Source organism: Erythrobacteraceae bacterium WH01K, assembly GCA_027941995.1.
Classification (GTDB): domain Bacteria; phylum Pseudomonadota; class Alphaproteobacteria; order Sphingomonadales; family Sphingomonadaceae; genus CAJXSN01.
In genome coordinates, this window is the sequence record CP115966.1 from 1,721,555 (window position 1) to 1,745,380 (window position 23,826).

The 23,826-nt window shown below is 64.3% G+C and carries 29 protein-coding genes; 15 read left to right on the forward strand and 14 right to left on the reverse strand.

Features of this window, described 5'->3' with window-relative positions; genetic code table 11:
• Nucleotides 1-20 precede the first annotated feature (20 nt).
• From ilvC to miaA, 4 genes are all read right to left on the reverse strand, one after another.
• Entirely contained in the window at nucleotides 21-1,055 is a 1,035-nt protein-coding gene (gene ilvC, locus PF049_08490; protein WBY15644.1) for a ketol-acid reductoisomerase, read from the reverse strand.
• Between the two features lie 101 nt (nucleotides 1,056-1,156).
• On the reverse strand, nucleotides 1,157-1,672 hold the full coding sequence (ilvN, locus tag PF049_08495) for an acetolactate synthase small subunit (GenBank protein WBY15645.1): 516 nt from the start codon (nucleotides 1,670-1,672) through the stop codon (nucleotides 1,157-1,159).
• The gene (gene ilvB, locus PF049_08500; protein ID WBY15646.1) at nucleotides 1,672-3,471 is read right to left on the reverse strand and encodes a biosynthetic-type acetolactate synthase large subunit; all 1,800 of its coding nucleotides are present in this window, start codon (nucleotides 3,469-3,471) and stop codon (nucleotides 1,672-1,674) included. Before ilvB ends, ilvN begins: the two co-directional genes overlap by 1 nt.
• Nucleotides 3,472-3,494: 23 nt before the next feature.
• Nucleotides 3,495-4,595, reverse strand: coding sequence for a tRNA (adenosine(37)-N6)-dimethylallyltransferase MiaA (miaA, locus tag PF049_08505; protein ID WBY15647.1), 1,101 nt, complete (start codon nucleotides 4,593-4,595; stop codon nucleotides 3,495-3,497).
• On the opposite strand from miaA, the gene serB reads away from it, so the two are divergent.
• Both serB and PF049_08515 read left to right on the forward strand, forming a co-directional pair.
• Nucleotides 4,588-5,472 (forward strand): phosphoserine phosphatase SerB, encoded by an 885-nt coding sequence (gene serB / locus PF049_08510; GenBank protein WBY15648.1) that lies wholly within the window; start codon nucleotides 4,588-4,590, stop codon nucleotides 5,470-5,472. The two genes, miaA and serB, sit on opposite strands and share 8 nt — an antisense overlap.
• Nucleotides 5,473-5,529: 57 nt before the next feature.
• Nucleotides 5,530-6,384, forward strand: a complete 855-nt coding sequence (locus PF049_08515) for a Coq4 family protein (protein WBY15649.1) — start codon at nucleotides 5,530-5,532, stop codon at nucleotides 6,382-6,384.
• 6 nt (nucleotides 6,385-6,390) lie between these two features.
• Here the strand turns inward: PF049_08515 and PF049_08520 are convergent, their stop codons facing one another.
• Genes PF049_08520 through PF049_08540 form a run of 5 tightly spaced genes read right to left on the reverse strand, consistent with a single transcriptional unit; the run spans nucleotide 6,391 to nucleotide 10,867 of the window.
• Entirely contained in the window at nucleotides 6,391-7,077 is a 687-nt protein-coding gene (locus PF049_08520; protein ID WBY15650.1) for a nitroreductase family protein, read from the reverse strand.
• Nucleotides 7,078-7,086: 9 nt separating this feature from the next.
• Complete coding sequence (locus tag PF049_08525) at nucleotides 7,087-7,494, reverse strand: DUF3052 family protein (GenBank protein WBY15651.1); 408 nt, start codon at nucleotides 7,492-7,494, stop codon at nucleotides 7,087-7,089.
• 4 nt (nucleotides 7,495-7,498) lie between these two features.
• Complete coding sequence (gene purL / locus PF049_08530; protein WBY15652.1) at nucleotides 7,499-9,745, reverse strand: phosphoribosylformylglycinamidine synthase subunit PurL; 2,247 nt, start codon at nucleotides 9,743-9,745, stop codon at nucleotides 7,499-7,501.
• 10 nt (nucleotides 9,746-9,755) lie between these two features.
• A complete protein-coding gene (locus tag PF049_08535) occupies nucleotides 9,756-10,436 on the reverse strand; it encodes a hypothetical protein (GenBank protein WBY17887.1) in 681 nt (226 codons plus the stop codon).
• Nucleotides 10,437-10,468: 32 nt separating this feature from the next.
• Nucleotides 10,469-10,867 carry a DUF2177 family protein gene (locus tag PF049_08540; protein ID WBY15653.1) on the reverse strand — a complete coding sequence of 133 codons (399 nt, stop codon included), beginning with the start codon at nucleotides 10,865-10,867 and terminating at the stop codon, nucleotides 10,469-10,471.
• A gap of 74 nt (nucleotides 10,868-10,941) precedes the next feature.
• On the opposite strand from PF049_08540, the gene PF049_08545 reads away from it, so the two are divergent.
• From PF049_08545 to PF049_08600, 12 genes are all read left to right on the forward strand, one after another.
• Entirely contained in the window at nucleotides 10,942-11,235 is a 294-nt protein-coding gene (locus PF049_08545) for an exodeoxyribonuclease VII small subunit (protein WBY15654.1), read from the forward strand.
• Nucleotides 11,236-11,243: 8 nt separating this feature from the next.
• Entirely contained in the window at nucleotides 11,244-12,152 is a 909-nt protein-coding gene (locus tag PF049_08550) for a polyprenyl synthetase family protein (protein ID WBY17888.1), read from the forward strand.
• On the forward strand, nucleotides 12,149-12,673 hold the full coding sequence (gene coaD, locus PF049_08555; GenBank protein ID WBY15655.1) for a pantetheine-phosphate adenylyltransferase: 525 nt from the start codon (nucleotides 12,149-12,151) through the stop codon (nucleotides 12,671-12,673). The genes PF049_08550 and coaD overlap by 4 nt, the downstream gene beginning before the upstream one ends.
• 106 nt (nucleotides 12,674-12,779) lie before the next feature.
• Nucleotides 12,780-13,469 (forward strand): peptidylprolyl isomerase, encoded by a 690-nt coding sequence (locus PF049_08560; GenBank protein ID WBY15656.1) that lies wholly within the window; start codon nucleotides 12,780-12,782, stop codon nucleotides 13,467-13,469.
• 50 nt (nucleotides 13,470-13,519) lie between these two features.
• Nucleotides 13,520-14,548: a tRNA preQ1(34) S-adenosylmethionine ribosyltransferase-isomerase QueA gene (gene queA, locus PF049_08565; protein ID WBY15657.1), complete on the forward strand. Its 1,029-nt coding sequence runs from the start codon at nucleotides 13,520-13,522 to the stop codon at nucleotides 14,546-14,548.
• 7 nt (nucleotides 14,549-14,555) lie between these two features.
• On the forward strand, nucleotides 14,556-15,509 hold the full coding sequence (locus tag PF049_08570) for an ABC transporter ATP-binding protein (GenBank protein WBY17889.1): 954 nt from the start codon (nucleotides 14,556-14,558) through the stop codon (nucleotides 15,507-15,509).
• The gene (locus PF049_08575) at nucleotides 15,506-16,276 is read left to right on the forward strand and encodes an ABC transporter permease (protein WBY15658.1); all 771 of its coding nucleotides are present in this window, start codon (nucleotides 15,506-15,508) and stop codon (nucleotides 16,274-16,276) included. The genes PF049_08570 and PF049_08575 overlap by 4 nt, the downstream gene beginning before the upstream one ends.
• Before the next feature lie 52 nt (nucleotides 16,277-16,328).
• Nucleotides 16,329-17,279: a DUF481 domain-containing protein gene (locus PF049_08580; GenBank protein ID WBY15659.1), complete on the forward strand. Its 951-nt coding sequence runs from the start codon at nucleotides 16,329-16,331 to the stop codon at nucleotides 17,277-17,279.
• Nucleotides 17,280-17,282: 3 nt separating this feature from the next.
• Nucleotides 17,283-18,413, forward strand: coding sequence for a tRNA guanosine(34) transglycosylase Tgt (tgt, locus tag PF049_08585; GenBank protein WBY15660.1), 1,131 nt, complete (start codon nucleotides 17,283-17,285; stop codon nucleotides 18,411-18,413).
• Between the two features lie 91 nt (nucleotides 18,414-18,504).
• The gene (locus tag PF049_08590; protein WBY15661.1) at nucleotides 18,505-18,903 is read left to right on the forward strand and encodes a hypothetical protein; all 399 of its coding nucleotides are present in this window, start codon (nucleotides 18,505-18,507) and stop codon (nucleotides 18,901-18,903) included.
• Nucleotides 18,848-19,264, forward strand: coding sequence for a hypothetical protein (locus PF049_08595; GenBank protein WBY15662.1), 417 nt, complete (start codon nucleotides 18,848-18,850; stop codon nucleotides 19,262-19,264). Before PF049_08590 ends, PF049_08595 begins: the two co-directional genes overlap by 56 nt.
• Before the next feature lie 21 nt (nucleotides 19,265-19,285).
• Nucleotides 19,286-20,518 carry a S9 family peptidase gene (locus PF049_08600; GenBank protein ID WBY15663.1) on the forward strand — a complete coding sequence of 411 codons (1,233 nt, stop codon included), beginning with the start codon at nucleotides 19,286-19,288 and terminating at the stop codon, nucleotides 20,516-20,518.
• Between the two features lie 76 nt (nucleotides 20,519-20,594).
• Here the strand turns inward: PF049_08600 and rpsD are convergent, their stop codons facing one another.
• On the reverse strand, nucleotides 20,595-21,209 hold the full coding sequence (gene rpsD / locus PF049_08605; GenBank protein WBY15664.1) for a 30S ribosomal protein S4: 615 nt from the start codon (nucleotides 21,207-21,209) through the stop codon (nucleotides 20,595-20,597).
• A 248-nt stretch (nucleotides 21,210-21,457) separates the two neighbouring features.
• Between rpsD and PF049_08610 the strand changes: the two genes are divergently transcribed.
• Nucleotides 21,458-21,766 carry a chorismate mutase gene (locus tag PF049_08610; protein ID WBY15665.1) on the forward strand — a complete coding sequence of 103 codons (309 nt, stop codon included), beginning with the start codon at nucleotides 21,458-21,460 and terminating at the stop codon, nucleotides 21,764-21,766.
• Nucleotides 21,767-21,858: 92 nt separating this feature from the next.
• On the opposite strand, the gene PF049_08615 is transcribed toward PF049_08610, so the two are convergent.
• From PF049_08615 to nrdR, 4 genes are all read right to left on the reverse strand, one after another.
• Nucleotides 21,859-22,161, reverse strand: coding sequence for a hypothetical protein (locus tag PF049_08615; protein ID WBY15666.1), 303 nt, complete (start codon nucleotides 22,159-22,161; stop codon nucleotides 21,859-21,861).
• Nucleotides 22,162-22,270: 109 nt separating this feature from the next.
• On the reverse strand, nucleotides 22,271-22,549 hold the full coding sequence (locus tag PF049_08620) for a hypothetical protein (protein ID WBY15667.1): 279 nt from the start codon (nucleotides 22,547-22,549) through the stop codon (nucleotides 22,271-22,273).
• Nucleotides 22,550-22,605: 56 nt separating this feature from the next.
• Entirely contained in the window at nucleotides 22,606-23,346 is a 741-nt protein-coding gene (locus PF049_08625) for an RNA methyltransferase (GenBank protein WBY15668.1), read from the reverse strand.
• Nucleotides 23,343-23,816 (reverse strand): transcriptional regulator NrdR, encoded by a 474-nt coding sequence (gene nrdR / locus PF049_08630; GenBank protein WBY15669.1) that lies wholly within the window; start codon nucleotides 23,814-23,816, stop codon nucleotides 23,343-23,345. Before nrdR ends, PF049_08625 begins: the two co-directional genes overlap by 4 nt.
• Between the last annotated feature and the right edge of the window lie 10 nt (nucleotides 23,817-23,826).

The window sequence follows — 23,826 nt, forward strand, 5'->3', positions numbered from 1 at the left end:
GGAGGTTCCATGAGCGCCGGTCAGTTCTTCGACTTGTCGACCAGCTTGTTGTCGCCGATCCATGGCATCATGGCGCGAAGGCGCGTGCCCACTTCCTCGATCGGGTGGGCTTCCTGGCGCTTCCGGCTCGCCTTCATTTCCGGGTTGCCGACCATGTTGTCCATCATGAAACGCTGGACGAAGCGGCCCGCCTGGATGTCTTCCAGCACGCGCTTCATCTCGGCCTTGGTTTCGCCGGTGATGACGCGCGGGCCGGTGTGGTAGTCGCCGTACTCCGCCGTGTTGCTGATCGAATAGCGCATGTTGGCGATGCCGCCTTCATACAGCAGGTCGACGATCAGCTTGGTCTCGTGGAGGCATTCGAAATAGGCCATTTCTTCGGGATAACCGGCCTCTACCAGCGTTTCGAAGCCGGCCAGGATCAGGTGGCTGATGCCGCCGCACAGGACCGCCTGCTCGCCGAAAAGGTCGGTCTCGCATTCGTCCTTGAAAGTCGTCTCGATGATGGCCGAACGACCGGCGCCCATCGCGCCCGCATAGGCGAGAGCGAGTGATTGCGCGAAGCCGTTGCCGCCGCTGCCCGAGCCTTCCTGGTGGACGGCGACCAGCGCGGGGACACCGCGGCCCTGTTCGTATTCGTTGCGAACCGTGTGACCCGGTCCCTTGGGCGCGATCATGATGACGTCGAGGTCTTCGCGCGGCTCGATCAGGCCGAAATGGACGTTCAGGCCGTGGGCGAAGGCGAGGGCGGCGCCCTGCTTCATGTTGTCGCGCAGGTCCTTGTTCCAGATCTCTGCCTGGTATTCGTCGGGCGCGAGGACCATGACGATGTCGGCCCATTTCGCCGCTTCGGCATTCGACATGACGGTGAAGCCGGCAGCTTCCGCCTTTTTCGCCGTGGCCGAGCCTTCGCGCAGCGCCACGCGCACTTCGCCCGCGCCGCTGTCGCGCAGGTTCTGGGCGTGGGCATGGCCTTGCGAGCCGTAGCCGACAATGACGATGTTGCGCTCCTCGATCAGCTTGCGATCGGTGTCGGCGTCGTAATAGACTTTCACGTGTACTTCCCCGTCTGTCTCTAGAAACTGGTTGTCCGCTCACTAGCGGGTGGGTGGCCGCCCCGGAAAGGGCGAAGATTGTTTAGTCCGGCCTAGATTGGCTAGGCCCCTTGCGATCCGCGCATCATCCCGACGATGCCGGTTCGTCCGACTTCCACAAGGCCGAGATCGCGCATCAGGGCGATGAAGCTGTCGACCTTCTCCGGCGGGCCGGTAATCTCGAAGATGAAGCTTTCGGTCGTCGTATCGACGGGCCGGGCGCGGAAAATATCGGCGAGGCGCAGCGCCTCGACCCGCTTCTCGCCCGTGCCGGCGACCTTCACCAGCGCCAGCTCGCGCTCCACATGCGGGCCTTCCTCGGTCAGGTCGACGACGCGGTGGACCGGCACCAGCCGTTCCAGCTGCGCCTGGATCTGGTCGATCACCTCGGGCGGGCCGCCGGTGACGACGGTGATCCGGCTGACCGCGTGGTCCTCCGAGATGTCGGCCACGGTCAGGCTGTCGATATTGTAGCCGCGCGCGGTGAACAGGCCGGTGATCTTGGCAAGGATGCCGGGTTCGTTGTCGACGGTGACGGCCAGGACATGGCGTTCGGATTGCTGGGCGGAGATTTTCATTACACGAGCGCCTTTGCTTCGTCGTCCATCGTGCCGTCGACCTGGTCGCCGTAAAGCAGCATCTCGGTATGGGCCGCGCCCGACGGGATCATCGGGAAGCAGTTCGCTTCCTTCGACACGCGGCAGTCGACGATCACCGGCCCGTCATGCGACAGCATCGCCTCGATCCCGGCGTCGAGGCCCGCCTCGTCCTCGATCCGCACGCCTTTCCAGCCATAGGCCTCTGCGAGCGCAACAAAATCGGGCAGGCTGTCGGAATAGCTGTTCGAATAGCGGCTTTCATAGGTCAGTTCCTGCCACTGGCGGACCATGCCCATGAATTCGTTGTTGAGGATGAAGATCTTGACCGGCAGGCGGTACTGGCTCGCCGTGCCCAGTTCCTGGATGTTCATCTGGATGCTGGCCTCGCCCGCAATATCGATCACGAGGTCGTCCGGATTGCCCAGCTGCGCGCCGATGGCGGCCGGCAGGCCGTAGCCCATCGTGCCCAGACCGCCGCTGGTCAGCCATTTATTTGGCGAGAAGAAGTGGAAATACTGCGCCGCCCACATCTGGTGCTGACCGACTTCGGTGGTGATGATCGGATCGCGGGCCTTCGTCAGTTCGAAGAGCCGTTCGACCGCCTTTTGCGGCATCATCAGGCCCTGGCTTCCGGTGCCGTCGGGATAGGCGAGGCATTCGCGCGCGCGCCAGCCGGCGATCCGCGCCTTCCACTCGCCGCGATCCTTGTGCCGCCGCTCGCCCCAGCTGGCGATCAGCTGTTCGAGAACCGCCGCGCAGTCTCCGACAATTCCGAGATCGACCGGCACCACCTTGTTGATGCTGGCCCGGTCGATATCGATGTGGATCTTCTTGGCGTTGGGCGCGAAGGCGTCCAGCCGGCCCGTCACGCGGTCGTCGAACCGCGCGCCAACCGCGATGATCAGGTCGGACTTGTTCATGGTCATGTTGGCCTCGAACGTGCCGTGCATGCCCAGCATTCCCAGCCAGTCGGGATGGTCGGCAGGAAAGGCGCCCAGGCCCATCAGCGTCGAGGTGACGGGCGCATCGGTCAGCGCCTGCAGTTCGCGCAGCGCCTTGGTCGCGCCGGGACCGGAATTGATGACGCCGCCGCCGGTGTAGAAGACGGGCCGCTCTGCCGCCGCGATCATCTCGACCGCTTCTGCGATTTCCTCGGGCGCGGCGAGCGTGCGGGGCTGGTAGCGAGTTGAGGCGAGACCGGAAACAGAGGCCGCATTCTTTGCCTGCCCGCGCCCGGCCAGCGCGATCTGCACGTCCTTGGGAATGTCGACGAGGACGGGGCCGGGCCTGCCGGTCGTGGCGATCCGAAACGCCTCTGCCAGCGTGGCCTCCAGCGCTTCCGGATCCTTCACGAGATAATTGTGCTTGGTGCAGTGGCGGGTGATGCCGACCGTGTCCGCTTCCTGGAAAGCGTCGGTCCCGATCAGGCCCGTGGGAACCTGCCCGGTAATGACCACCAGCGGGATCGAATCCATATAGGCGTCGGCAATGCCGGTGACCGCGTTGGTCGCGCCGGGCCCGCTGGTGACGAGGACGACGCCCGGTTTGCCCGTGCTGCGCGCGTAACCTTCCGCCGCATGGGCAGCGCCTGCTTCGTGCCGAACCAGGATGTGACGCAGACGCTCGTCAGCGAACAATTCGTCGTAGATGGGCAGCACGGCGCCGCCCGGATAGCCGAAGACGAACTCGACACCCTGCGCCACCAGGCTGTCGACCAGGATCGACGCGCCTGTGCGTTCCGGGGCGTTGTGGCTGCTGTCGGCGTCTGGCGAGGCCATGAGGAATCTCTCTTGCATTGCGATCATAAATGACAGGGCCCAGCGTCGGGGGGAGACGCCGGGCCCTTTGGGTATGACGCTTTCCTATGAATTAGATTCCATCCTGTCAACAGCGATTGTTGGAATAAAGTTGCGAAATAGTGCGGGGCGACGCTGTGATCGTTTCCACTTGATGATGGGTCCATACGTGGCCAGTCCGCCGGTAACTGCCTGCGAAACCACGTCGATTGACGCTTTGCATAGTTCCGCGTCGCCTGGGTTCCCCGCGCAACCGTTTCGTCCCGCTGCCAGTCCCCGCGCAGTTCGCCCGCGATTTCGCGCACGCCGATGGCGCGCATGACCGGCAGGTCGGGCGAAAGATTGCGTACAAGGAGCGCCTCCACTTCCTGCAGCGCTCCATTCTCCAGCATGGCTTCGAAGCGAAGGTCGCAGCGATCGTAAACCCATGCCCGGTCGGGGGCGAGCACCAGCGGCGCGAGCGTGATGTCGCCAGCGATGCCGCCACTGTTGCGGGTCTGCCATTCGCCCATGGTCGCGCCGGTGGAGCGCACGACTTCCAGCGCGCGGGCGATCCGCTGGCTGTCTGCCGGCGCCAGCATGGCGGCTCGCTGCGGGTCCTCGATCTGGAGCAGGCGATACGCTTCGGGAGTGGGGAGGGCGCGCACGTCCTCCCTGATGCCGGGATCGATCGCAGGTATTTCGGCGATGCCGTCCAGCAGGACCTGCAAATACATGCCCGTGCCGCCCACCAGTATCGGGACGGCGCCCTCGGCATGCGCCGCGGAGATTTCGCGTTTCGCAGCCTTGGCCCAGTCGGCGGCGGAGCAGGCCTCGGCGCCGTCCCATGTGCCAAACAGGCGATGGGGCAAACCATGCATTTCCTCTACCGAGGGCCGTGCGCTCAGGACGCGAAGATCGGCATAGACCTGCGCGCTGTCGGCATTGACGATGACCGCGCGTCTGCCTTCCCGTTCCAGCGCCAGCGCAAGCTGCACCGCGGCATCGCTCTTGCCGCTGGCAGTCGGCCCTGCGATGAGCGCGACCAGCGGTTTCTGCCCATCTGCGCCGACAGCACCGGGCCTGCCGTCAGTGTCCCTGAATTGCGGAGAATTGCCAGTGCCCATCGCCCGCCTGATAGCAGACCCCGCCGCTCTTGAAAGCGGGCTGGACGGATTGACGCTCGCGCTGGGCGAGGCGGGGATGCCGGTCGCCCACGCCGCCATGCTCGAATTCAATGGCGAGGTCCTGCAGGTCGAGATGGCGTCCTGCGACCCGGGCGCATTCCGCAGGCTCGTCGATGAGCATCTTGGAGCGACCGACGGCCTTGTCGCCGACGAGTTCAGCGACCTGCCGCGCCTGTTCGTGAGCGACATGGATTCGACCATGATCGGCCAGGAATGCATTGACGAACTGGCCGATTTCGCCGGACTGAAGGAAAAGGTCGCGGCCATTACGGAACGCGCGATGCAGGGCGAGCTCGATTTCGAAAGCGCGCTGAAGGAACGGGTGGGCTTGCTCGCCGGGCTGGAGGAAACCGCCATCCGGCGATGCCTCGACGAACGAATAGAGCCCACGCCCGGTGCCCGGACGCTGGTCATGACGCTGCGGGCGAAGGGATGCCGCACCGTGCTGGTCACCGGCGGGTTCCACCACTTCGCGGACCCCGTCGCGGAAATGCTGGGATTCGAACGCGTGGTCGGGAACAGGCTGGGCGTGGAGGGCGGAAAACTGACCGGCGGCCTGGCGGGGCCCGTGGTGGACAGCAGCGTCAAGGAGGCAACGCTCCGGTCGGAAATGGCGCTGCTGGGAGACAACGCCATCGCGATGTCCGCCGGGGACGGCGCCAACGACATCCCGATGATAGAGGCGTCCGATTACGGCATGGCCTACCGCGCCAAGCCGAAGGCGCGCGATGCGGCCAATGGATGGATCGACCGGGGCGACCTGACCTCCGTCCTCGCCCTGCTCGACATACCGGTGGCCGACTGGGTCGGGGGGTAGGGTTCCCTTCGGCCGTGAAAACGGTATGTTGACACTCGTGTCAGTAGAGGACGTGCCATGACGTTTCAGCAGACCATCGAACCCGGCCACCGGCCCGGACCAGTCCCCGGGCTCGAATGCGCGCGCGACGGCACACTGCTGCGCGATCCGGCGCGCCCCGTCCCGAAATACAGCCTGCCGCGCGCGATGCATCATTTCCGCGAATTGCTGAAGGACAAGGAAGACACCTCGCACGTCTTCCGCATCTTCGAATCGCTGCCCTCGAAAAAGTTCATGCCCCGCGTGCGCAGCCTGACGCTGAGCGATCATGGCGAGCGCCTGCGGCGGGAAGAGCCCTCGCTGGTCCTCATCCTCGACGATCACGAGAGTTTGCGGCAATTGCCGAAAGGCAGCGTCGCGCAGGCCTATTGCGACTTCATGGAGCACGAGGGGCTGTCGGCGGCCGGATTGGCGGCAGAGGCGGAAAAACTGGGCAACCCTTCCTATGGCGACCTGACCGAATGGTTCGCCCTGCGATCCCGCGATACGCATGACCTGATGCACGTCCTGACTGGCTATGGCCGGGATGCGCTCGGCGAACAGTGCGTCCTGCTGTTCACCTATGGCCAGTCGCCGAGCCACGGCCACCTGCTGATCGGTTATGCCGGGGCCGTGAACATTCGCAAGACGGTGAACAGCCGGGCACCCGTGTTCAAGGCCTGCCGTCAGGCACAGCGGACCGGTCGTTCGTGCCCGCCGCTGGTAGAAATGCCGATCCGCGAATTGCTGGCGATGGATTTGCAGGATGCCCGCCAGCGGCTGAATATCCCGCAGCCGACATGGTATCAGGAATGCCACCGGATCTGGCGCGCGGAAGGCATCGATCCCTACGACCTGCTGGGCAAGCAAGCGATGGCAGCGCAGGCCGCCTGACCGGGTTCAGAGCCAGCTGGAAATCTGCTCCAGCGGTTTCTTTCGCACGGCATGGACCGGAACGGTCGCGCCCTCTGCCGGAAGGCCGGCGACGACGATCATCAGCGGCTTTTCATGCTCTGGCCGCCCGCACAACTCGCGCAGGAATCCCATGGGCGAGGGCGTGTGGGTCAGCGTTGCCAGACCCGCTTCGTGCAGCGTCGCAATCAGCATTCCGCAGGCGATCCCGACGCTTTCATTGACGTAGTAATTTTGCGTCTGGCCGTCTTCCTCGATACCGCCCTTGCGCTGCGCGAACACGGCGATGAGGTAGGGCGCCGTCTCCAGGAAGGGCTTCTGAGCATCGGTCCCGATCGGGGCGAGGGCGCTGAGCCATTCCTCGCTCGCCTTGGGGTCGCCGCAGTTTTCGCCGTAGAAACGCCGTTCCTCCGCCTCGGCAGCTTCGCGGATGGCGCGCTTCTTCCCGGGCGAGGCGATGACGGTGAAATGCCAGGGTTGGTGGTTCGCGCCGTTGGGCGCGCTTCCGGCGGCGAGGATGGCCTGCTCGATGATGTCGCGCGGAACCGGGGCGTCGGAGAAATACCGGCAGCTGCGGCGGCTCGCCAGCTTTTCGCGCATCGCGCCAGCGCGCGCGATCCGCTCCTCGTCCGGCATGGCCGGAAGGGAGTAGGGCAGGCTGGCATGATCCTTCATCAGGCGCGCTCAGCGTTCGTCCTTGGGGATGACGAATTTCAGCGCCGACCAGTCGTCACCGATCTCGCAGCCCTTGGTGGCGACGAAGCCTGCTTTCTCGCCGGCCTCGCGCACCGACGTTTCGTCGACCTCGCATTCCTGCGGAGAGCCTTCGCGCGGCCAGCTGACCCAGACCTGCCCGTCGCCTGCGATCTCGCCGCGCAAATCCGCCAGCTTGCTGGTCAGCGAGACGGGGCACGTCACGAAGATATGCGCGGCGTCCACACCCTCGTCCGGGCTGGCGACGAAGGTCAGTTCCAGCGCATATTCGTCGATCTCGTCCTGCACGTCAGCGGGCATCCCGTCGAACCAGCAACGCTGCCCGTCGCGCAGGTTCAGCCTCTTGGCGAGCGGCGCTTCGGATGACGGGGCGGTCACGCAGTCAGGCTTCCATCCAGTCGCGGAAAAACGCTTCGTGCGCTTCCTTCAGGTCGGCAAGGCTCGCGCCCAGCACATTGTCGCCGCCGACGGTGCCGATGCGGCGGAAGCCGATCTGCGCCGTTTCGCTGTCCCGCGTACCCTTGGCTAGCGCTGCATTCAGGGCTTCGGTGTCCGGGACACAGACGACGTAGCGCGCCTGGTCTTCGCCGAACCACCACTGCGCAGGCGTGTAGTCGGGATTACCTTCGACCTCTGCGCCAAGCCCGCTGGCCAGCGCCATTTCGGCCAGGGCCACGGCCAGGCCGCCATCCGAGAGGTCGTGCACGGCGTTGACCAGCCCGTCGGCGATCAGTTCGCGCACGATCTCGCCAGCATTGCGTTCGATGACAAGGTCGGTCGGCGGCGTGCGCCCTTCGTCGCGGCCGTGGATTTCCTTCAGCCAGAGCGACTTGCCGAGATGCGAGCGCGTCGGGTCGGGCTTGGCCCAGAATTCCGGTCCGACGAGATACAGCGTGTCGCCTTCGTTCTTGAACCCCATGGTCATCATGTCGGCGTAATCGTCGATCAGGCCGACCCCTCCGATGGCCGGGGTGGGCAGGATGGCGGACCCGCCTCCGGTTGCCTTGCTCTCGTTGTAAAGCGACACGTTGCCGCTCACGATCGGGAAATCGAGCAGGCGGCAGGCATCGCCCATGCCCTCCAGCGCATGGACCAGCTGCGCCATGATTTCGGGGCGCTGGGGGTTCGCGAAGTTGAGGCAGTTGGTCACTGCCAGCGGCCGTGCGCCGACGGCGCACAGGTTGCGGAACGCCTCGGCAATCGCCTGCTTGCCCCCTTCATAGGGGTCGGCATGGACGTAGCGCGGCGTGCAGTCGGTGGTGATGGCCAAAGCCTTCTTCGTACCATGCACGCGGACCACGCCCGCATCGCCGCCGGTCTGCAGCGTGTCGGCGCCGACCTGGCTGTCATACTGGCGCGCGATCCACCCGCGCGAGGCGAGGGCAGGGCTGCCCATCAGCTTGAGGAGGTCGGCGGCGACATCCGTGCTTTCGGGCACGCCGTCCAGCGGCTTCACCCCGGCCCAGGCCTTGTATTCCTCTTTCGAGAGATAGGGCCGGTCATATTCCGGCGCATCGGCGGCGAGCGGCCCCAGCGGGATGTCGCACACGACTTCGCCGCCGAATTCCAGCACCATGTGCTGCGTATCGGTCACCTCGCCAATGACGGCGAAATCCAGTTCCCATTTTTCGAAGATGGCAGCGGCCATGTCTTCCTTGCCGGGTTTCAGCACCATGAGCATTCGCTCCTGGCTTTCCGACAGCATCATCTCGTAGGGCGTCATGCCCTCTTCGCGGCAGGGCACCTTGTCCATGTCGAGCCGGATGCCCGCCTTGCCATTGGTTGCCATCTCGACGCTGGAGCTGGTCAGGCCGGCCGCGCCCATGTCCTGGATCGCGACGATCGCATCGGTCGCCATCAGTTCCAGGCACGCCTCGATCAGCAGCTTCTCGGTAAAGGGATCGCCGACCTGAACCGTGGGGCGCTTCGCCTCGGCATCTTCCTCGAAATCGGCGCTGGCCATGGTCGCGCCGTGAATGCCGTCGCGTCCGGTCTTGGACCCGACATAGACGATCGGGTTCCCGACGCCGGTCGCGGCGCTGTAGAAGATCTTGTCCGCATCCGCGACGCCCACCGTCATCGCGTTGACGAGGATGTTGCCGTCATAGGCGGGATGGAAATTCGTCTCGCCCGCAACGGTCGGCACGCCGACGCAATTGCCGTAGCCTCCGATGCCAGCGACCACGCCCTGCACCAGGTGCTTCATCTTTGGATGGTCGGGCCGTCCGAAGCGCAGCGCGTTGGCATTCGCCACGGGCCGTGCGCCCATGGTGAAGACATCGCGCAAGATGCCGCCGACGCCGGTCGCCGCGCCCTGATAGGGTTCGATATAGCTCGGGTGGTTGTGGCTCTCCATCTTGAAGATGGCGGCCTGACCATCGCCAATGTCGATCACGCCCGCATTCTCGCCCGGGCCGCAGATCACCCACGGCGCCTCGGTCGGCAGCTTCTTCAGGTGCAGGCGCGAGGATTTGTAGGAGCAGTGTTCGCTCCACATCACGGAAAAGATGCCCAGTTCCACGAGGTTCGGCTCGCGGCCCAGACCGCTGAGGACGCGTTCGTATTCCTCGGGGCTGAGCCCGTGCTGCTCTATGATTTCGGGGGTGATCGAGTCGGTATGTGTCGCCATGCCTCGCGCGTTAGCGCCGCAGGCTCGTGACTGCCAGTCCGACCTCGCGTTTATGCCACCGCGTCGCGCCGACCCATGCCGCCAGCAGCGTCGCGACAAGGAACGCGGCCAGTGCCGACAGATAGAAGGCGGGGCCGGCGGTCTCCGGCTCCGGACCGAACCAGTTGATCGCCTGCATGGCGAGCATGACGCCAAGCAGGACCAAAGGCGGCACGAGCGGCCCCTTCGTGCGGCGCATGAAATAGATGAAGCTGCCCAGGATCAGCGCCAGTTCCAACGGAATGGCAGCCCATGGGTAGTTCCACAGGCCGAAACCGAACTTGTCCTCCCCTCCGGCCAGCGTCAGGTCCGGGCGGTGGGTCACGAGGTCCAGCACCCAGTGCGACAGGACGACGAGGAAACCGATCAGGGCGGGCACGACATCGCGCCACTTGACCAGCAGGAACGCTGCGAAGGCGAGGCCCCAGACCGCCGTTCCCAGCAGGCTGTGCGTATAGGGCATGAAATAGAGATCGAGCGGGTTCATCGCAGTTATCCCGGGCACGATCCGCATCGCCTCCACGCCGATTGCCGCGAAGGCGAAGAATCCCCAGTCGACCAGTTGCGCCCCGACGAAAAGCGTCAAGAGTTTCGGCGCGCGGCGCGAAGATGCTGCGGCGATGAATGCCGCGGAGAAATGACCGATGAAAATGACCGCCCCCCGGTAGCCCTGCTGTCAGGGCATCAGGTAAAGCGCAGAGTTACCCACGTGGCAAGGGCGGCGGCGCTCGCCGTGGCGAAGGCGCCCCATGCGATGTCCGCCACGGTCACCGTGGTCGACCACTGTTTCAGCACCGCCTGGCTGGTCAGGTCGTAGGTCGCGTAGCACAGCCCGCCCAAGAGGGCGCCGTTCAGGGCGGCAGTGCCGACCGATCCTGCAGCCAGCCCCGGACGGATCGCAAACCAGATCATGCCGGCGATGTAGATCACGTAGAAAATCCCGGCCGGCACGCCGCGGAAACTTTCCGCCATGACCGCGCCGATACGGGGACGGTAGAAATTGGGTCCGGCCCAGCCGAGCCAGAGCGCATCGAGTATGCCGAAAGCGATTGCGGCTGCGATATAGGCGATGATCCACTGCATGATCGAAATTCCCTGTTGCCCCGAGCCTTTGCACGCCTTGACCGCGGACTGGCGCACGGTCAAAGCTTCCGGCCATGCAAGAAGGAACCACAGACCAGGCTTCCCGTTCCGCCACTGCGGAGCAGCCACCGATTTCCGACCTTTCTTTTGAGCAGGCGCTGGCAGCCCTTGAAAAGGTCGTGCGGCAGCTGGAAAGCGGCGATGTCCCGCTCGACGAATCGATCACGCTCTACGAACGGGGCGAGGATCTTCGCAAGGCATGCCAGGCGCGGCTCGACGCGGCACAGGCGCGGATCGAGGCGATCGTACAGGATGCCGAGGGCAACGCTACCGGCACGCGTCCCTTCGACGGCAATGCTCCTGCGTGAGCGCGGCGATGGAATTGGTCGATTCCTCCACCACGAAGCTGGATAGCGCCTTCACCCGCATACAGCGCGACGTCGACGCGGTGTTCGCTGCACTGCTGCCGCTGCCGGAGGATACCCGCCGCCCCCTGTTCGAGGCGATGCGGTACAGTGCGATGGACGGGGGCAAGCGGGTGCGCCCGCTGCTGCTGGTCGCGACGGCGGAGATGCTGGGCGTCGCACGAGATCCGGCCCTGCGCGCAGGCTGCGCGGTCGAGGCGATCCATGCCTATTCGCTGATCCATGACGACCTGCCCTGCATGGACGATGATGCCTTGCGCCGCGGCAAGCCGACGCTGCACCGGGCTTTCGACGAAGCGACGGCGGTCCTTGCAGGCGACAGCCTCCACGCGCTGGCCTTCGAAATCCTGACCGATCCGGCGACGACAAGCGATCCTTTCACCATGGCGCAGCTGGTGCGCACGCTGGCCACCGCGTCGGGGATGAACGGCATGGCGGGCGGACAGGTGATGGACATGGCCGCCGACAGCGCGACCTACGACCTGCCGACGATCACACGGCTGCAACAACTCAAGACCGGCGCGCTGCTGGCGGCGAGCGTCGAAATGGGCGCCATCCTCGCCAAGCTTCCGCCGGAAGGGCGCGGCCCGCTCAGGGCCTATGCGCGCGATATCGGCCTCGCCTTCCAGATCGCGGACGACCTGCTGGACGTCGAAGGCGATGCGGAAACGGTCGGCAAGGCGGTGGGCAAGGACAGCGAGCAGGGCAAGCAGACCTTCGTGACCCTGATGGGCGTGGAGGGGGCTCGAAACCAGTCGCGTGCGCTGGTCGAACAGGCAGCCGGGCATCTTGCCCAGTATGGCGAGGACGCGGACCTGCTGGTCGCCCTTGCAAGGTTTATCGTGGAGAGGGATCGTTGAGCGTACAGACCGACAAGCGGATCGGGGTCTATCCCGGCACTTTCGATCCGATCACGCGCGGCCACCGCGACATCATCCGCCGCGGGGCGAAACTGGTCGACGAACTGATCATCGGCGTCACCACGAACCCGTCCAAGAACCCCATGTTCACGCCGGAAGAGCGCATGAAGATGGTAACGGCCGAACTGGCGGAGATGGGGCTCGACAATACCCGCGTGGTGGGTTTCGACGCCCTGCTGATGAAATTCGCCCGCAAGCAGGGCGCCAGCGTCATAGTGCGCGGCCTGCGTGCCGTGGCCGACTTCGAATACGAGTACCAGATGGCCGGCATGAACCAGCAGCTCGACGACGAGATCGAGACCGTGTTCCTGATGGCTGACGTCTCGCTCCAGCCCATCGCATCGAAGCTGGTGAAGGAAATCGCCCTTTACGGCGGCGACATCTCGCCCTTCGTCAGCGATGCCGTGCGCGCCCAGGTCGATGCGCGGGTCGCCGAGATCGGTCGCAAGGGCGAGTACTGACATCACCACGCATGGCGGCCCGTCCGCTTCCATTCATTGTAACGACAGTGCTGCATGGGTAAGCCGCGCAGCATACCGATATTCGCCAATTCAGGACTGTAGACCCATGTTCAAACGCCTTGTCACCGCCGGTGCCCTTGCCGCGCTGGCCGTTTCTCCCGCGCTGGCACAGGAGGCCGAAGCGCCCGCAGCGCCAAAGGTCTACGAGAAGGTGAATTTCAACGCGCAGGAAGACCCGGAAAACATCCTGCTGCTCGACCTGTCGAACGGGCAGCGGGTCGGCATCCGCCTGATGTCCGACTGGGCCCCCAGCCATGTGGAGCGGGTGAAGACGCTGACCCGGCAGGGCTTTTACGACGGGGTCATCTTCCACCGCGTGATTGACGGCTTCATGGCGCAGACCGGCGATCCGACCGGTACGGGGCAGGGCGGATCGACGCTCCCCGACCTGGAAGAGGAGTTCAATCCGCTGCCGCATCTTCGCGGCACCGTGTCCATGGCCCGCGCGCAGAGCGAGGACAGCGCCAACAGCCAGTTCTTCATCGTATTCTACCCGCGTTTCTCGCTGGACAACAAATACACCAATTTCGGCCGGGTGATTTCCAACATGGCCGCGGTCGATACCATCCAGCGGGGCGAGCCGCCGCAGAACCCGACCCGGATCCTGCAGGCATCGATCGCCGCCGACAACAAGCCGCAGATCACCACCCCTCCGCCGGCACCCGTGTCCGAAGAGGAAGCGCCGTCCTTCGACGGGATTTCGGTCGACGACCTGAACGCGCCGCTGTCGGAGTAACGCAAAACAGGCAGGTGACGCGCAGGCCGCATCCGCTATAGGCGCTGGCCATGCGCGTTGACCTGTTCGATTTCGACCTCCCGCAAGAGCTCATCGCCCTGCGCCCCGCGTCACCGCGCGATGCGGCGCGGATGCTGCTGGTGCGCGGGGACGAGCCGTTCGCCGACATGGGGGTGCGCGACCTGCCCGGGCTGCTGGAGCCGGGCGACGTGCTGGTCTTCAACGACACCCGCGTCATCCCCGCACAGCTGACCGGCAGGCGCGGGGAAGCGACCATCGGCGCCACCTTGCACAAGAGGATCGACCTGCGCCGCTGGCAGGCCTTCATCCGCAATGCCAAGCGGTTGAAACCCGGAGACCGGGTCGATTTCGGCGAAGGCGTATCCGCCATTTCGGAAAGCCGCGCGGCCGATGGCAGCTGGACACTGGCCTTCGAGGGCGATGAACCGGTCGAGGTCCTGCTGGAGCGCGCAGGCACCATGCCCCTGCCGCCTTATATCGCGGGCAAGCGCGCCACGGACGAGCGCGACCGCGAGGACTACCAGACGATTTTCGCGCGCGAGGAAGGGGCCGTGGCCGCCCCCACCGCGGCGCTGCACTTCACGCCCGGCCTGCTGGCCGCTCTCGATGAACGCGGTATCGCGCGCGAAACCCTGACGCTGCATGTGGGCGCGGGCACGTTCCTCCCGGTCAAGGCGGACGATACCGACGACCACGCAATGCATGCCGAGTGGGGCCGGATCGAGCCGGACGTGGCTGCCCGCCTCAATGCCGCGCGTGCAAATGGCGGCCGCATCATTGCGGTCGGCACCACGACGCTCCGACTGCTGGAAAGCGCGGCGAGCGAAGACGGCGCGATAAAACCCTTCGCTGGCGATACGTCGATCTTCATCACGCCGGGCTATAGCTTTCGCGCGGTCAACGGCCTGATGACCAATTTCCACCTGCCCAAGTCGACCCTGATGATGCTGGTCAGCGCTCTGGTCGGCCGAGAGCGGATGATGGACGCCTACGCCCACGCCATTGGCGAAGGCTACCGCTTCTACAGCTATGGCGATTCCTCGCTTCTCCTGCCATGACGACCGGATGGATGATGCCATTCTGCGCCTTCGCGGCCTGACCAAGATCTATGACGGGCGCTTCACCGCGCTCGACAACGTCGATCTCGACATTCGCAAGGGCGAGATTTTTGCGCTGCTCGGGCCCAATGGTGCGGGCAAGACGACGCTGATCGGCGCGGTCTGCGGCCTCGTCAATCCGACCGCCGGCAGCATCGAGGTTTTCGGGCAGGACCTGCAAAGCACATGGCGCAGCGCACGAAGCCGCATCGGACTGGTACCGCAGGAACTAAGCACCGACATGTTCGAGCCCGTGATGCGCTCCGTCAGCTATTCGCGCGGGCTTTTCGGCCTGCCGCCAGACCGCGCCCATATCGAGGACGTGCTTCGCGCGCTGAGCCTGTGGGACAAGCGAGACGAGCAGATCCGGGCGCTTTCCGGCGGGATGAAGCGGCGCGTCCTGATCGCAAAGGCCATGGCGCACGAGCCGGACCTGCTGTTCCTCGACGAACCGACCGCAGGCGTCGATGTGGAACTGCGCAAGGATATGTGGAAGCAGATCGGCGCGATGCGGGAGCGGGGCACAACCGTCATCCTGACCACGCACTATATCGAGGAAGCCGAGCAGATGGCCGACCGCGTCGGGATCATCAGCGGCGGGCGTATCCTGATGGTGGATAACAAGGACGCGATGATGAAGCGCCTGGGCCGGACGGAAGCGCTGATCGAACTCGCCCGCCCGCTCGCCGCGATACCGCCCGAAATCGCGCGCTATCCCGTCCAGCTGGAAGATGGCGGCACGACGCTGTGCTATCGCGGCGGCGACGGATCGGGGAAGGGACGCGGCGAAGTCGCCGACGTGACCAAGGCCCTGACGGCTGCGGGTATCGACTATGTCGGCATAGACGTGCGCGAAAGCTCTCTGGAGGATATCTTCGTGGACCTGCTGGAACGCGGGCAGGGGGAAGGGGCCGCGGCATGATGGGGTTCAACCTGCGCAGCACTTGGGCGATCTACCAGCGCGAGCTGTTCCGCGCCCTTCGCACAGCGTTCCAGTCGATCCTCGCGCCGGTCCTGACGACGGCGCTCTATTTCATCGTCTTCGGTGCGGCCATCGGGGAGGGTATGCCCGATCTGGGCGGCGTGGATTACGGCGCCTTCATCGTGCCGGGTCTGCTGCTTCTGACCCTGCTCAGCGAAAGCACCTCGAATGCCAGTTTCGGCATCTACATGCCTCGCTTCACCGGCACGATCTACGAACTCCTCTCCGCACCGGTGGGGGTGGCGGAAACGCTTGTCGGCTTCGTCGGGGCGGCGGCCACCAAGTCGCTGATCCTCGCCGCCATCATCCTCGCCACGGCGACTTTGTTCGTCGATTACTCCATCGCGCATCCCGTGCTGGCGATCTTCTACATCATGCTGGTCGCGGCCAGTTTTAGCCTGTTCGGATTCATCCTCGGCGTATGGGCGGACAGTTTCGAGAAGCTGGGGATCATCCCGCAGCTGATCCTGCTGCCACTGACGTTCCTTGGCGGCACGTTCTACTCGATCGATATGCTGCCCGAACCGTGGGACACGGTCGCGCTGTTCAATCCGATCGTCTATCTCGTCAGTGGCCTGCGCTGGACGTTTTACGGCAGCGCCGATGTGCCGATCGAGGTGTCGTTCGGGCTGACCATCGGTTTCCTCGCCGTCTGCATCGCCATCATCGCCTTCATCTTCCACACGGGCTGGCGCCTGCGGCCATGACCAGCGCATCCGGGGTGGAAGGATCTTGCGCGAGGCGCTAGCGGTCGCGGCCATGCGCTACCTTCTCCTTCCCCTGGCTGCCTGTGCGTTGACGCTGCCGAGCGTCGCGCTCGCACAGCTTCCCCCGCCGGTGCGGGCCATGATCGATGCCGCCATCGAAAGCGGTGACAGCAAGGCGGTTTCGACCGTGCTGAAACTGGCCCGCCAGACAAATCCGGACCAGGTCGCCGAGATCGACGAGATCGCGAACGCCTATTCGCAGCAACAGGCCGAGCTTGCCCGGCAGGCTGCCGAGGAAAAGGATCGCCAGCTGGCGGATGCCGGCGTGTTCGACAACTGGACGGGCAAGGGGGAAATCGGGGCCTTCCGCGCCACGGGCAATACCAGCAATACGGGGCTGAGCGGCGCGCTGGAATTACGGCGCAGCGGGATCGACTGGAGCCACAAGCTGACCGGCCGCGCCGACTACCAGCGGACCGGCGGCGTCACCACGCGCGAGAAATATTTCGCCGCCTACGAACCGCGCTACCAGATCGACGACGGCTTCTTCGCCTATGGCCTCGCTCAGTATGAAGGCGATCGATTTCAGGGCTTTGATGCGCGCTATTCGGTATCGGCAGGCGTCGGCTACACCGTGATCGATACCGACGATCTCAGCCTGTCGGTGAAGGGCGGCCCGGCCTATCGCAGGACCGAGTTCCTCGACGGGACCAGTGACACGAACCTGGCCGGGCTGATCGGGGCCGATTTCGACTGGGCCATCAGCGACCGGATAAAGTTCACGCAGGACACCAACGTGGTCTCGGGCGCAGCGGGCGGGACGGCGACGGTGTTCATCGACGGGGCGAATACCTCCGTCAACCTGCTGTCCGGCCTGCAGTTCAAGGTCAGTGACAAGGTTTCGACCCGCTTTTCCTACCAGGTCGATTACGACAGCAATCCCCCGGCAGGCGCGGTTTCGACCGATACGCTTTCCCGCTTCACCCTTGTCTACGGTTTCTGATCGATGAGTGACAAACCCCGTTTCGAATTCGCCATCCACGCGGTGGACGGGAAGGCGCGTACCGGCACAATCGCCATGAAGCGCGGCGACATTCGCACGCCCGCTTTCATGCCGGTCGGCACTGCTGCCACGGTGAAGGCGATGAAGCCGGAAACCGTGCGCGCTGCCGGGGCGGACATCATCCTCGGCAACACGTACCACCTGATGCTGCGCCCGGGCGCGGAACGCATGGCACGGCTTGGCGGCCTGCACGAATTCATGAAGTGGGACCGCCCGATCCTGACCGACAGCGGCGGATACCAGGTGATGAGCCTGTCCGACCTCAACAAGCTGACCGAGAAGGGCGTGGAATTCCGCAGCCATATCGACGGGTCGAAACACATGCTGACGCCGGAACGCAGCATGGAGATCCAGCGCCTGCTCGGCAGCGACATCGTGATGGCCTTCGACGAATGCCCGCGCGCCGACCGTCCACTGGCCGAGATCGAGGCGAGCATGGAAATGTCCATGCGCTGGGCGCAGCGCAGCCGCGACGGCTTCGACAGCGGTCAGGACCATGCTGCGCGTTCGGCCTTGTTCGGCATCCAGCAGGGCGCGCTCGACGAGGGGCTTCGCGCCCGCAGTGCAGAGGCCCTGACGGACATCGGCTTCGACGGCTACGCCATCGGCGGACTGGCTGTGGGGGAGGGGCAGGAAGCGATGTTCGGCGTGCTCGACTATGCGCCCGGACAATTGCCCGAAGACCGGCCGCGATACCTGATGGGCGTCGGCAAGCCCGACGATCTCGTCGGCGCGGTAGAGCGCGGGGTCGACATGTTCGACTGCGTGCTGCCGACGCGCTCGGGACGCAACGGACAGGCATTTACGTGGGACGGTCCGATAAACATCCGCAATGCCCGCTTTGCCGAGGACACCGGACCGCTCGACCCCGATTGTGCGTGTCCTACCTGCGCCAAATACAGCCGGGCCTATCTCCATCACCTTGTCCGCGCGGGCGAGATGCTGGGCGCCATGCTGATGACCGATCATAATATCGGGTTCTACCAGCAGCTGATGCAATCGATGCGCGATGCGATTTCCGATCGTAAGTTCACCGAATTCGCCGACCGTTTCAGGAAAAGATACCTTGGTTAAGGACTTGATCCCGGACGCCTTCCTTGAAAGGATGACATAAACCTGCGGCAGGGATGATCCGCAGGTGACGATTTAATTCCGGGGGTCTCTCTTGCTACACAAATTCAAATTCGCGGCCGGCGTCGCGGCTGCTGCACTTTGCCCGGTCCCCGGCCAGGCTCCGGCCCATGCCGAAACGCCGCAGGAAACGGCCCAGCTCTTCGGTGCGCGGGAGGGTGTGCGCCACGTTTCGCTGTCCCCCGATGGCAGCAAGTTTTCCTATATCGCCCCCTATGGGGCACAGGGCGAGGCGCTGTATCTCGTCGATCTGACACAGGCAACGCCGGCACCGCAGCGCGTCATCGCCCTGACGGTGGAACGATCGAACCTCGACTATTGCGAGTTCGCGACCAACACCCGTTTCGTGTGCCGAACGTCCTTTTCCCGCGACAGCAATGTCAGCGGCGACATCTTCGGATACAGCCGGCTTCGCAGTCGATGCCGATGGTGAAAATGTCGAGCAGCTGAGCCCCGATGTCGGATCGCGTTCGCTCTATGTCGGGTTCAGCGGCGGCTCGGTCGTTGCCCTCGATGTTCAGGGGGAGCCCGACAAGATCCTGATGACGCAGGACTGGTTCCCGGAAAACGGAGCCAATACCCGCCTTGCGAACAAGGAATGGGGCCGCGGCGTGGTGGAGGTCGACATCGATTCCGGCCGCACCAGCAAGGTCGAGAATCCCGACGGTAACACCTTTGCCTATTACGCCGATGAAACGGGAGCGGTCCGGCTGAAGGGGGTCGGACGCTTCGTACAAGGACGCGATACCGGGGAACGGGCATATTTCTATCGCAAGCCGGGTTCGTCGCAATAGGATGAATTGTCCCGCGCGACGGTGGGCGCACAGACAATCGACGAAGGTTTCATTCCCGTAGCCGTGGCGGCGCGTGAAAACGCCGTGTACGGGTTCGAGCCGAATGCCGATGGCAATCTCGCAATCTATCGCCAGAAACTGGACGGTTCGGACACGCGCGAGGAAGTCGTGTCGCGCAGCGACGTCGACGTCGACGATCTCATTCGCCTGGGACGGCAGCGCCGGGTGGTCGGCGCAAGTTATGCGACGGAGGTGCGCAGGGCCGTCTATTTCGATCCGGAGCTCAAGGCGCTTGCCGAAGGGCTCGAAGCCGCTCTTTCAGGCAGTCCGCTGATAGGCATACGCGGAGCCAATGCGGACGAGAGCAAGCTGCTGATTTCAGCATCCAGCGACACGGATCCCGGCATGCTGTATCTCTATGACAAGCAGACGCGGCAACTGAACGAGCTGATGCCGCTTCGCGACGGTTTCGCCGGACGCCAGCTCGGCACAATGAAGCCGGTTACCTATCCTGCGGCGGATGGAACTGAGATCCCCGGCTACCTCACGCTTCCGCCCGGACAGGAAGATGCGAGAGGTCTCCCGGCGATCGTAATGCCGCATGGCGGGCCCGGAGCGCGAGACGAATGGGGCTTCAATTGGCTGGTGCAGTTCTTTGCCGCGCGCGGCTATGCCGTATTGCAGCCCAATTTCCGCGGGTCGGCGGGGTATGGATCGGAATGGTTCGGCAAGAACGGCTTCCAGGCATGGGAGACCGCGGTTGGCGACGTGAACGATGCAGGCCGCTGGTTCGTGTCGGAGGGCGTAGCCGATCCGGACAAACTTGCTATCGTGGGCTGGTCCTATGGCGGCTATGCGGCGTTGCAGTCGCAGGTTCTCGACCCTTCGCTGTACAAGGCGATCGCGGCCATTGCTCCGGTCACCGACCTGAAGATGTGGCGAAACGAATTCCAGACTTCGGGTAGCCTGCGACTGATCGACGACTTTGTCGGCGAAGGGCCGCATGTCATGCAAGGTAGCCCGGCACGCAATGTCGCGGCCTTCGCCTCGCCCGTATTTCTCGTGCATGGCGATGCCGACCAGAATGTCGGCGTGGAACATTCGCGCGAAATGGAAACCGAATTGCGCAAAGCGGGCAAGGACGTCCAGTTCGTCGAATTCGAAGGCGTGGCGCACAGCATCGACGATTCCGCAATGCGCACGCGGATGCTGGCGGATATCGACGCCTTCCTGACCCGCCATCTCTCCCCTTGAGGCGTGCGGGCCGGAAGCACAAAAAGAAAGGGCGGCCCGTGAAGGCCGCCCTTTTCGTATCAGGTATGCGTACCGATCAGCGCGAGTAGAACTCGACGACCAGGTTCGGTTCCATCGTGACGGGGTAGGGAACCTCGTCCAGCTTCGGCACGCGGGTGTAGGTCACCTTGTCGTTGCCATCGGGAACCACGTAGTCGGGGATCTCGCGCTCGGGCAGGCTCTGCGCTTCGATGACGAGAACCATTTCCTGCGCCTTCTTGCCCAGCGAAACGACGTCGCCGACCTTCACGCGGGCGCTGGCGATGTTGGTCTTCACGCCGTTCAGCAGAATGTGGCCGTGGCTCACGATCTGGCGCGCGGCGAAGATCGTCGGAGCGAACTTGGCGCGGTAGACGACCATGTCCAGACGCTGTTCCAGCAGGCCGATCAGGTTCTGGCCGGTATCGCCCTTCATGCTGGCCGCTTCCTTGTAGGTGCGGCGGAACTGCTTCTCGGTGACGTCGCCGTAATAGCCCTTCAGCTTCTGCTTAGCGCGCAGCTGCAGACCGAAGTCCGACATCTTGCTCTTGCGACGCTGGCCGTGCTGGCCGGGGCCGTAGGAACGCTTGTTGACCGGGGAATTCGGGCGACCCCAGATGTTTTCGCCCATCCGGCGGTCGAGCTTATACTTGGCGCTCTTGCGCTTCGACATGGTATCTTCCTTCAATTTGCTGCGATCCGCCGACAATGCGGACCGTTCGAACCCGGCTGCGCACCACACGGCCGATTGTGCCGTGTGCGGCCACCGCTTCACCGGGATGCGGGGCCAATCGGGCGCGCCCATGGAAAGGCGCGTTGCCGAAGTGAGCGCGCCAAATAGCGCGCCTGCCGTGTAAAGCAAGGGGAATCGCCGTCACGACCGGCTCGACAAACGGCCTCGCGCTCGCCAAGGGACGCGGCATGACCGATATTCGATTGCCCGACGATTGCGAAACCATGTCCGACGTACGCGCTGGCGTGGACCGGACGGACCGGGAACTGATGGAATTGCTGGACCGCCGCTTCGGCTACATGCGCGCCGCTGCCCGGATCAAGCCGACGCGCGATGCCGTGCGGGACGAGGATCGCAAGGCCGAAGTCATTGCCAATGCTGTTGCCGATGCAGGGGCGCGAAAACTTCCGGCGGAGGAACTGGAAGCGATCTGGGACAGGCTGGTCGAGGCATCGATCGCTTATGAAATGACGATCTGGGACGAACTCAGGAAATAACAGCTCGGATCTCGGGAGGCAAAACGAGAAAGGCGCGCCGCCCGGAACGTCCGGACAGCGCGCCTTTTCTCATAAGCCGAAGCTTAGTCTGATTAGTTGTTGTCGCCTACGGCGGAACGACGGTTCAGGGCCTGGCCGACCGAGTCCTGGGTGTCTTCCTCGTACTTTTTCCACTCGTAAGCGGTGCGGCAGACCTTCTTCTTCGCAAGGCGCGAGCCGGTGACCGTGTAGGTCTTGCAGATCTTGCGGTTCATATCGAGACCGTCATCGTCCTCTTCCGTTTCGGGCGCGGCTTCCGGTGCCTGCGCGTTTTCCTCGCCGCCCTGGGCGTAGGCGATGGTGGGGGCGGATGCTGCGAAAAGAACGCCTGCGGCAAGTGCTGCGGTCAATTTCATGAATTTTTCCTCTGTTTTCGGGTCGCTTGGTTTTGGGGTGTGCAGTGTCGAAATAGCAGGCGCGTGTTACGGGGCGGTGAATTTTCAATATTCCGGCCCGCGTCACCCGTTATCCCGGCGTATCCGAGTAACGAGCGGTCGCCTGATTAAGCGAATCCTGCGTATCCTGTTCGTAAATCTTCCATTCGGCCTTCGTGCGGCAGACCTTCCGGCTTGCCAATCGGGATCCGGCGATCGTGTGGCGGCGACATTCGATCTTGCCGCCGTCATTTTCGTCTTCCGCTTCGGCCTCCGGCGCGGTTTCGTCGTCGGGGACGGCATTCTCGTGAGCAGCCTGAGCGGTGGAATCGTGGGCCGGCGGCGTTTCAACCGCGGGCGTGACCTGCATCAGAAGCAGGCCTGCGAGAAGGGGGGAAAGCACAGCCATGACCGGAGGCATACCTCCTATCGGCTATCTCCGTCAAATCGCCCCCGTTGCAGCGTGCTGAGGACGCCCCGCAGGGTACGGACCTCCAAATGGTTCCAGCCCGGCTTTGTCAGGACGGTGCGGAGCGTGCGGCGAGTCGCTTCGCGGCGGGCCTCGGGGCGAAAATATCCGTTCGGCTCCAGCATCCGTTCGAAATGGTCGATAAGGCCTTCCAGTTCTTCCTGCGGAGCGGGGGGAAGCAGATCCTCAACGGTCGGTTGAGCCAGATCGGCGCCTTTCGACCATTCATACGCGCACAGGATGACGGCCTGTGCCAGGTTCAGCGAGCCGAAGTCGGGATCGATCGGCACGGTAAGGATGGACCGCGCCAGCGCGACATCGGCAGTCTCCAGCCCCGATCGCTCCGGCCCGAACAGGATTGCGGAGCGCCCCTGCGCACTGCGGATCTCTCCTGCAGCCTCGGTTGGAGTTACGACCGGCTTCGACACCCCGCGCTTGCGAACCGTGGTCGCATAGACATGGGCACAGTCGGAAACCGCGTCGGCTGTCGACTCGAAGACCTGCGCCTGTTCCAGCACGTCGTCCGCGCCCGAGGCTGCGGGGCCGGCGGAGGGATTGGGCCATCCGTCGCGCGGGCTGACCAGACGCATCTCGGTCAAGCCGAAATTGCGCATGGCGCGCGCCGCCTTGCCGATATTCTCGCCCAATTGCGGGCGGACGAGCACGATGATCGGCTTGCCGGTCGCTTGCGAGGTCATTGCTGGCCCGCCTCGTGGACGGTGCTGGCAAATTCCTCGAAATCGCGGGCTTCACTGAAATCGCGGTAGACAGAGGCGAAGCGGATATAGGCCACGGAATCGAGCTGGCGCAGCCCGTCCATCACCAGTTCGCCGATACGGCTCGATGCGATCTCGCTTTCGCCTGTCGTCTCGACCTGTCGCTGGATGCCGGAGACGAGCTGGTCGATCTGTTCCCGGCTGACATCGCGCTTGCGGCAGGCGAGGGCGATCGACTGCTCCAGCTTCACCCGGTCGAAGGGCTGTTTGCGCGCTCCGGCCTGGTCGCCCGATTTGACCACGGTCACTTCGCGCAATTGCACGCGTTCGAACGTGGTAAAACGCGCCCCGCATGAAGAACACTGTCGCCGGCGACGGATCGCGGCGTTGTCTTCGGCGGGACGCGAGTCTTTTACCTGGCTGTCATCATGGGCGCAGAATGGGCAGCGCATCGTGTCTCAC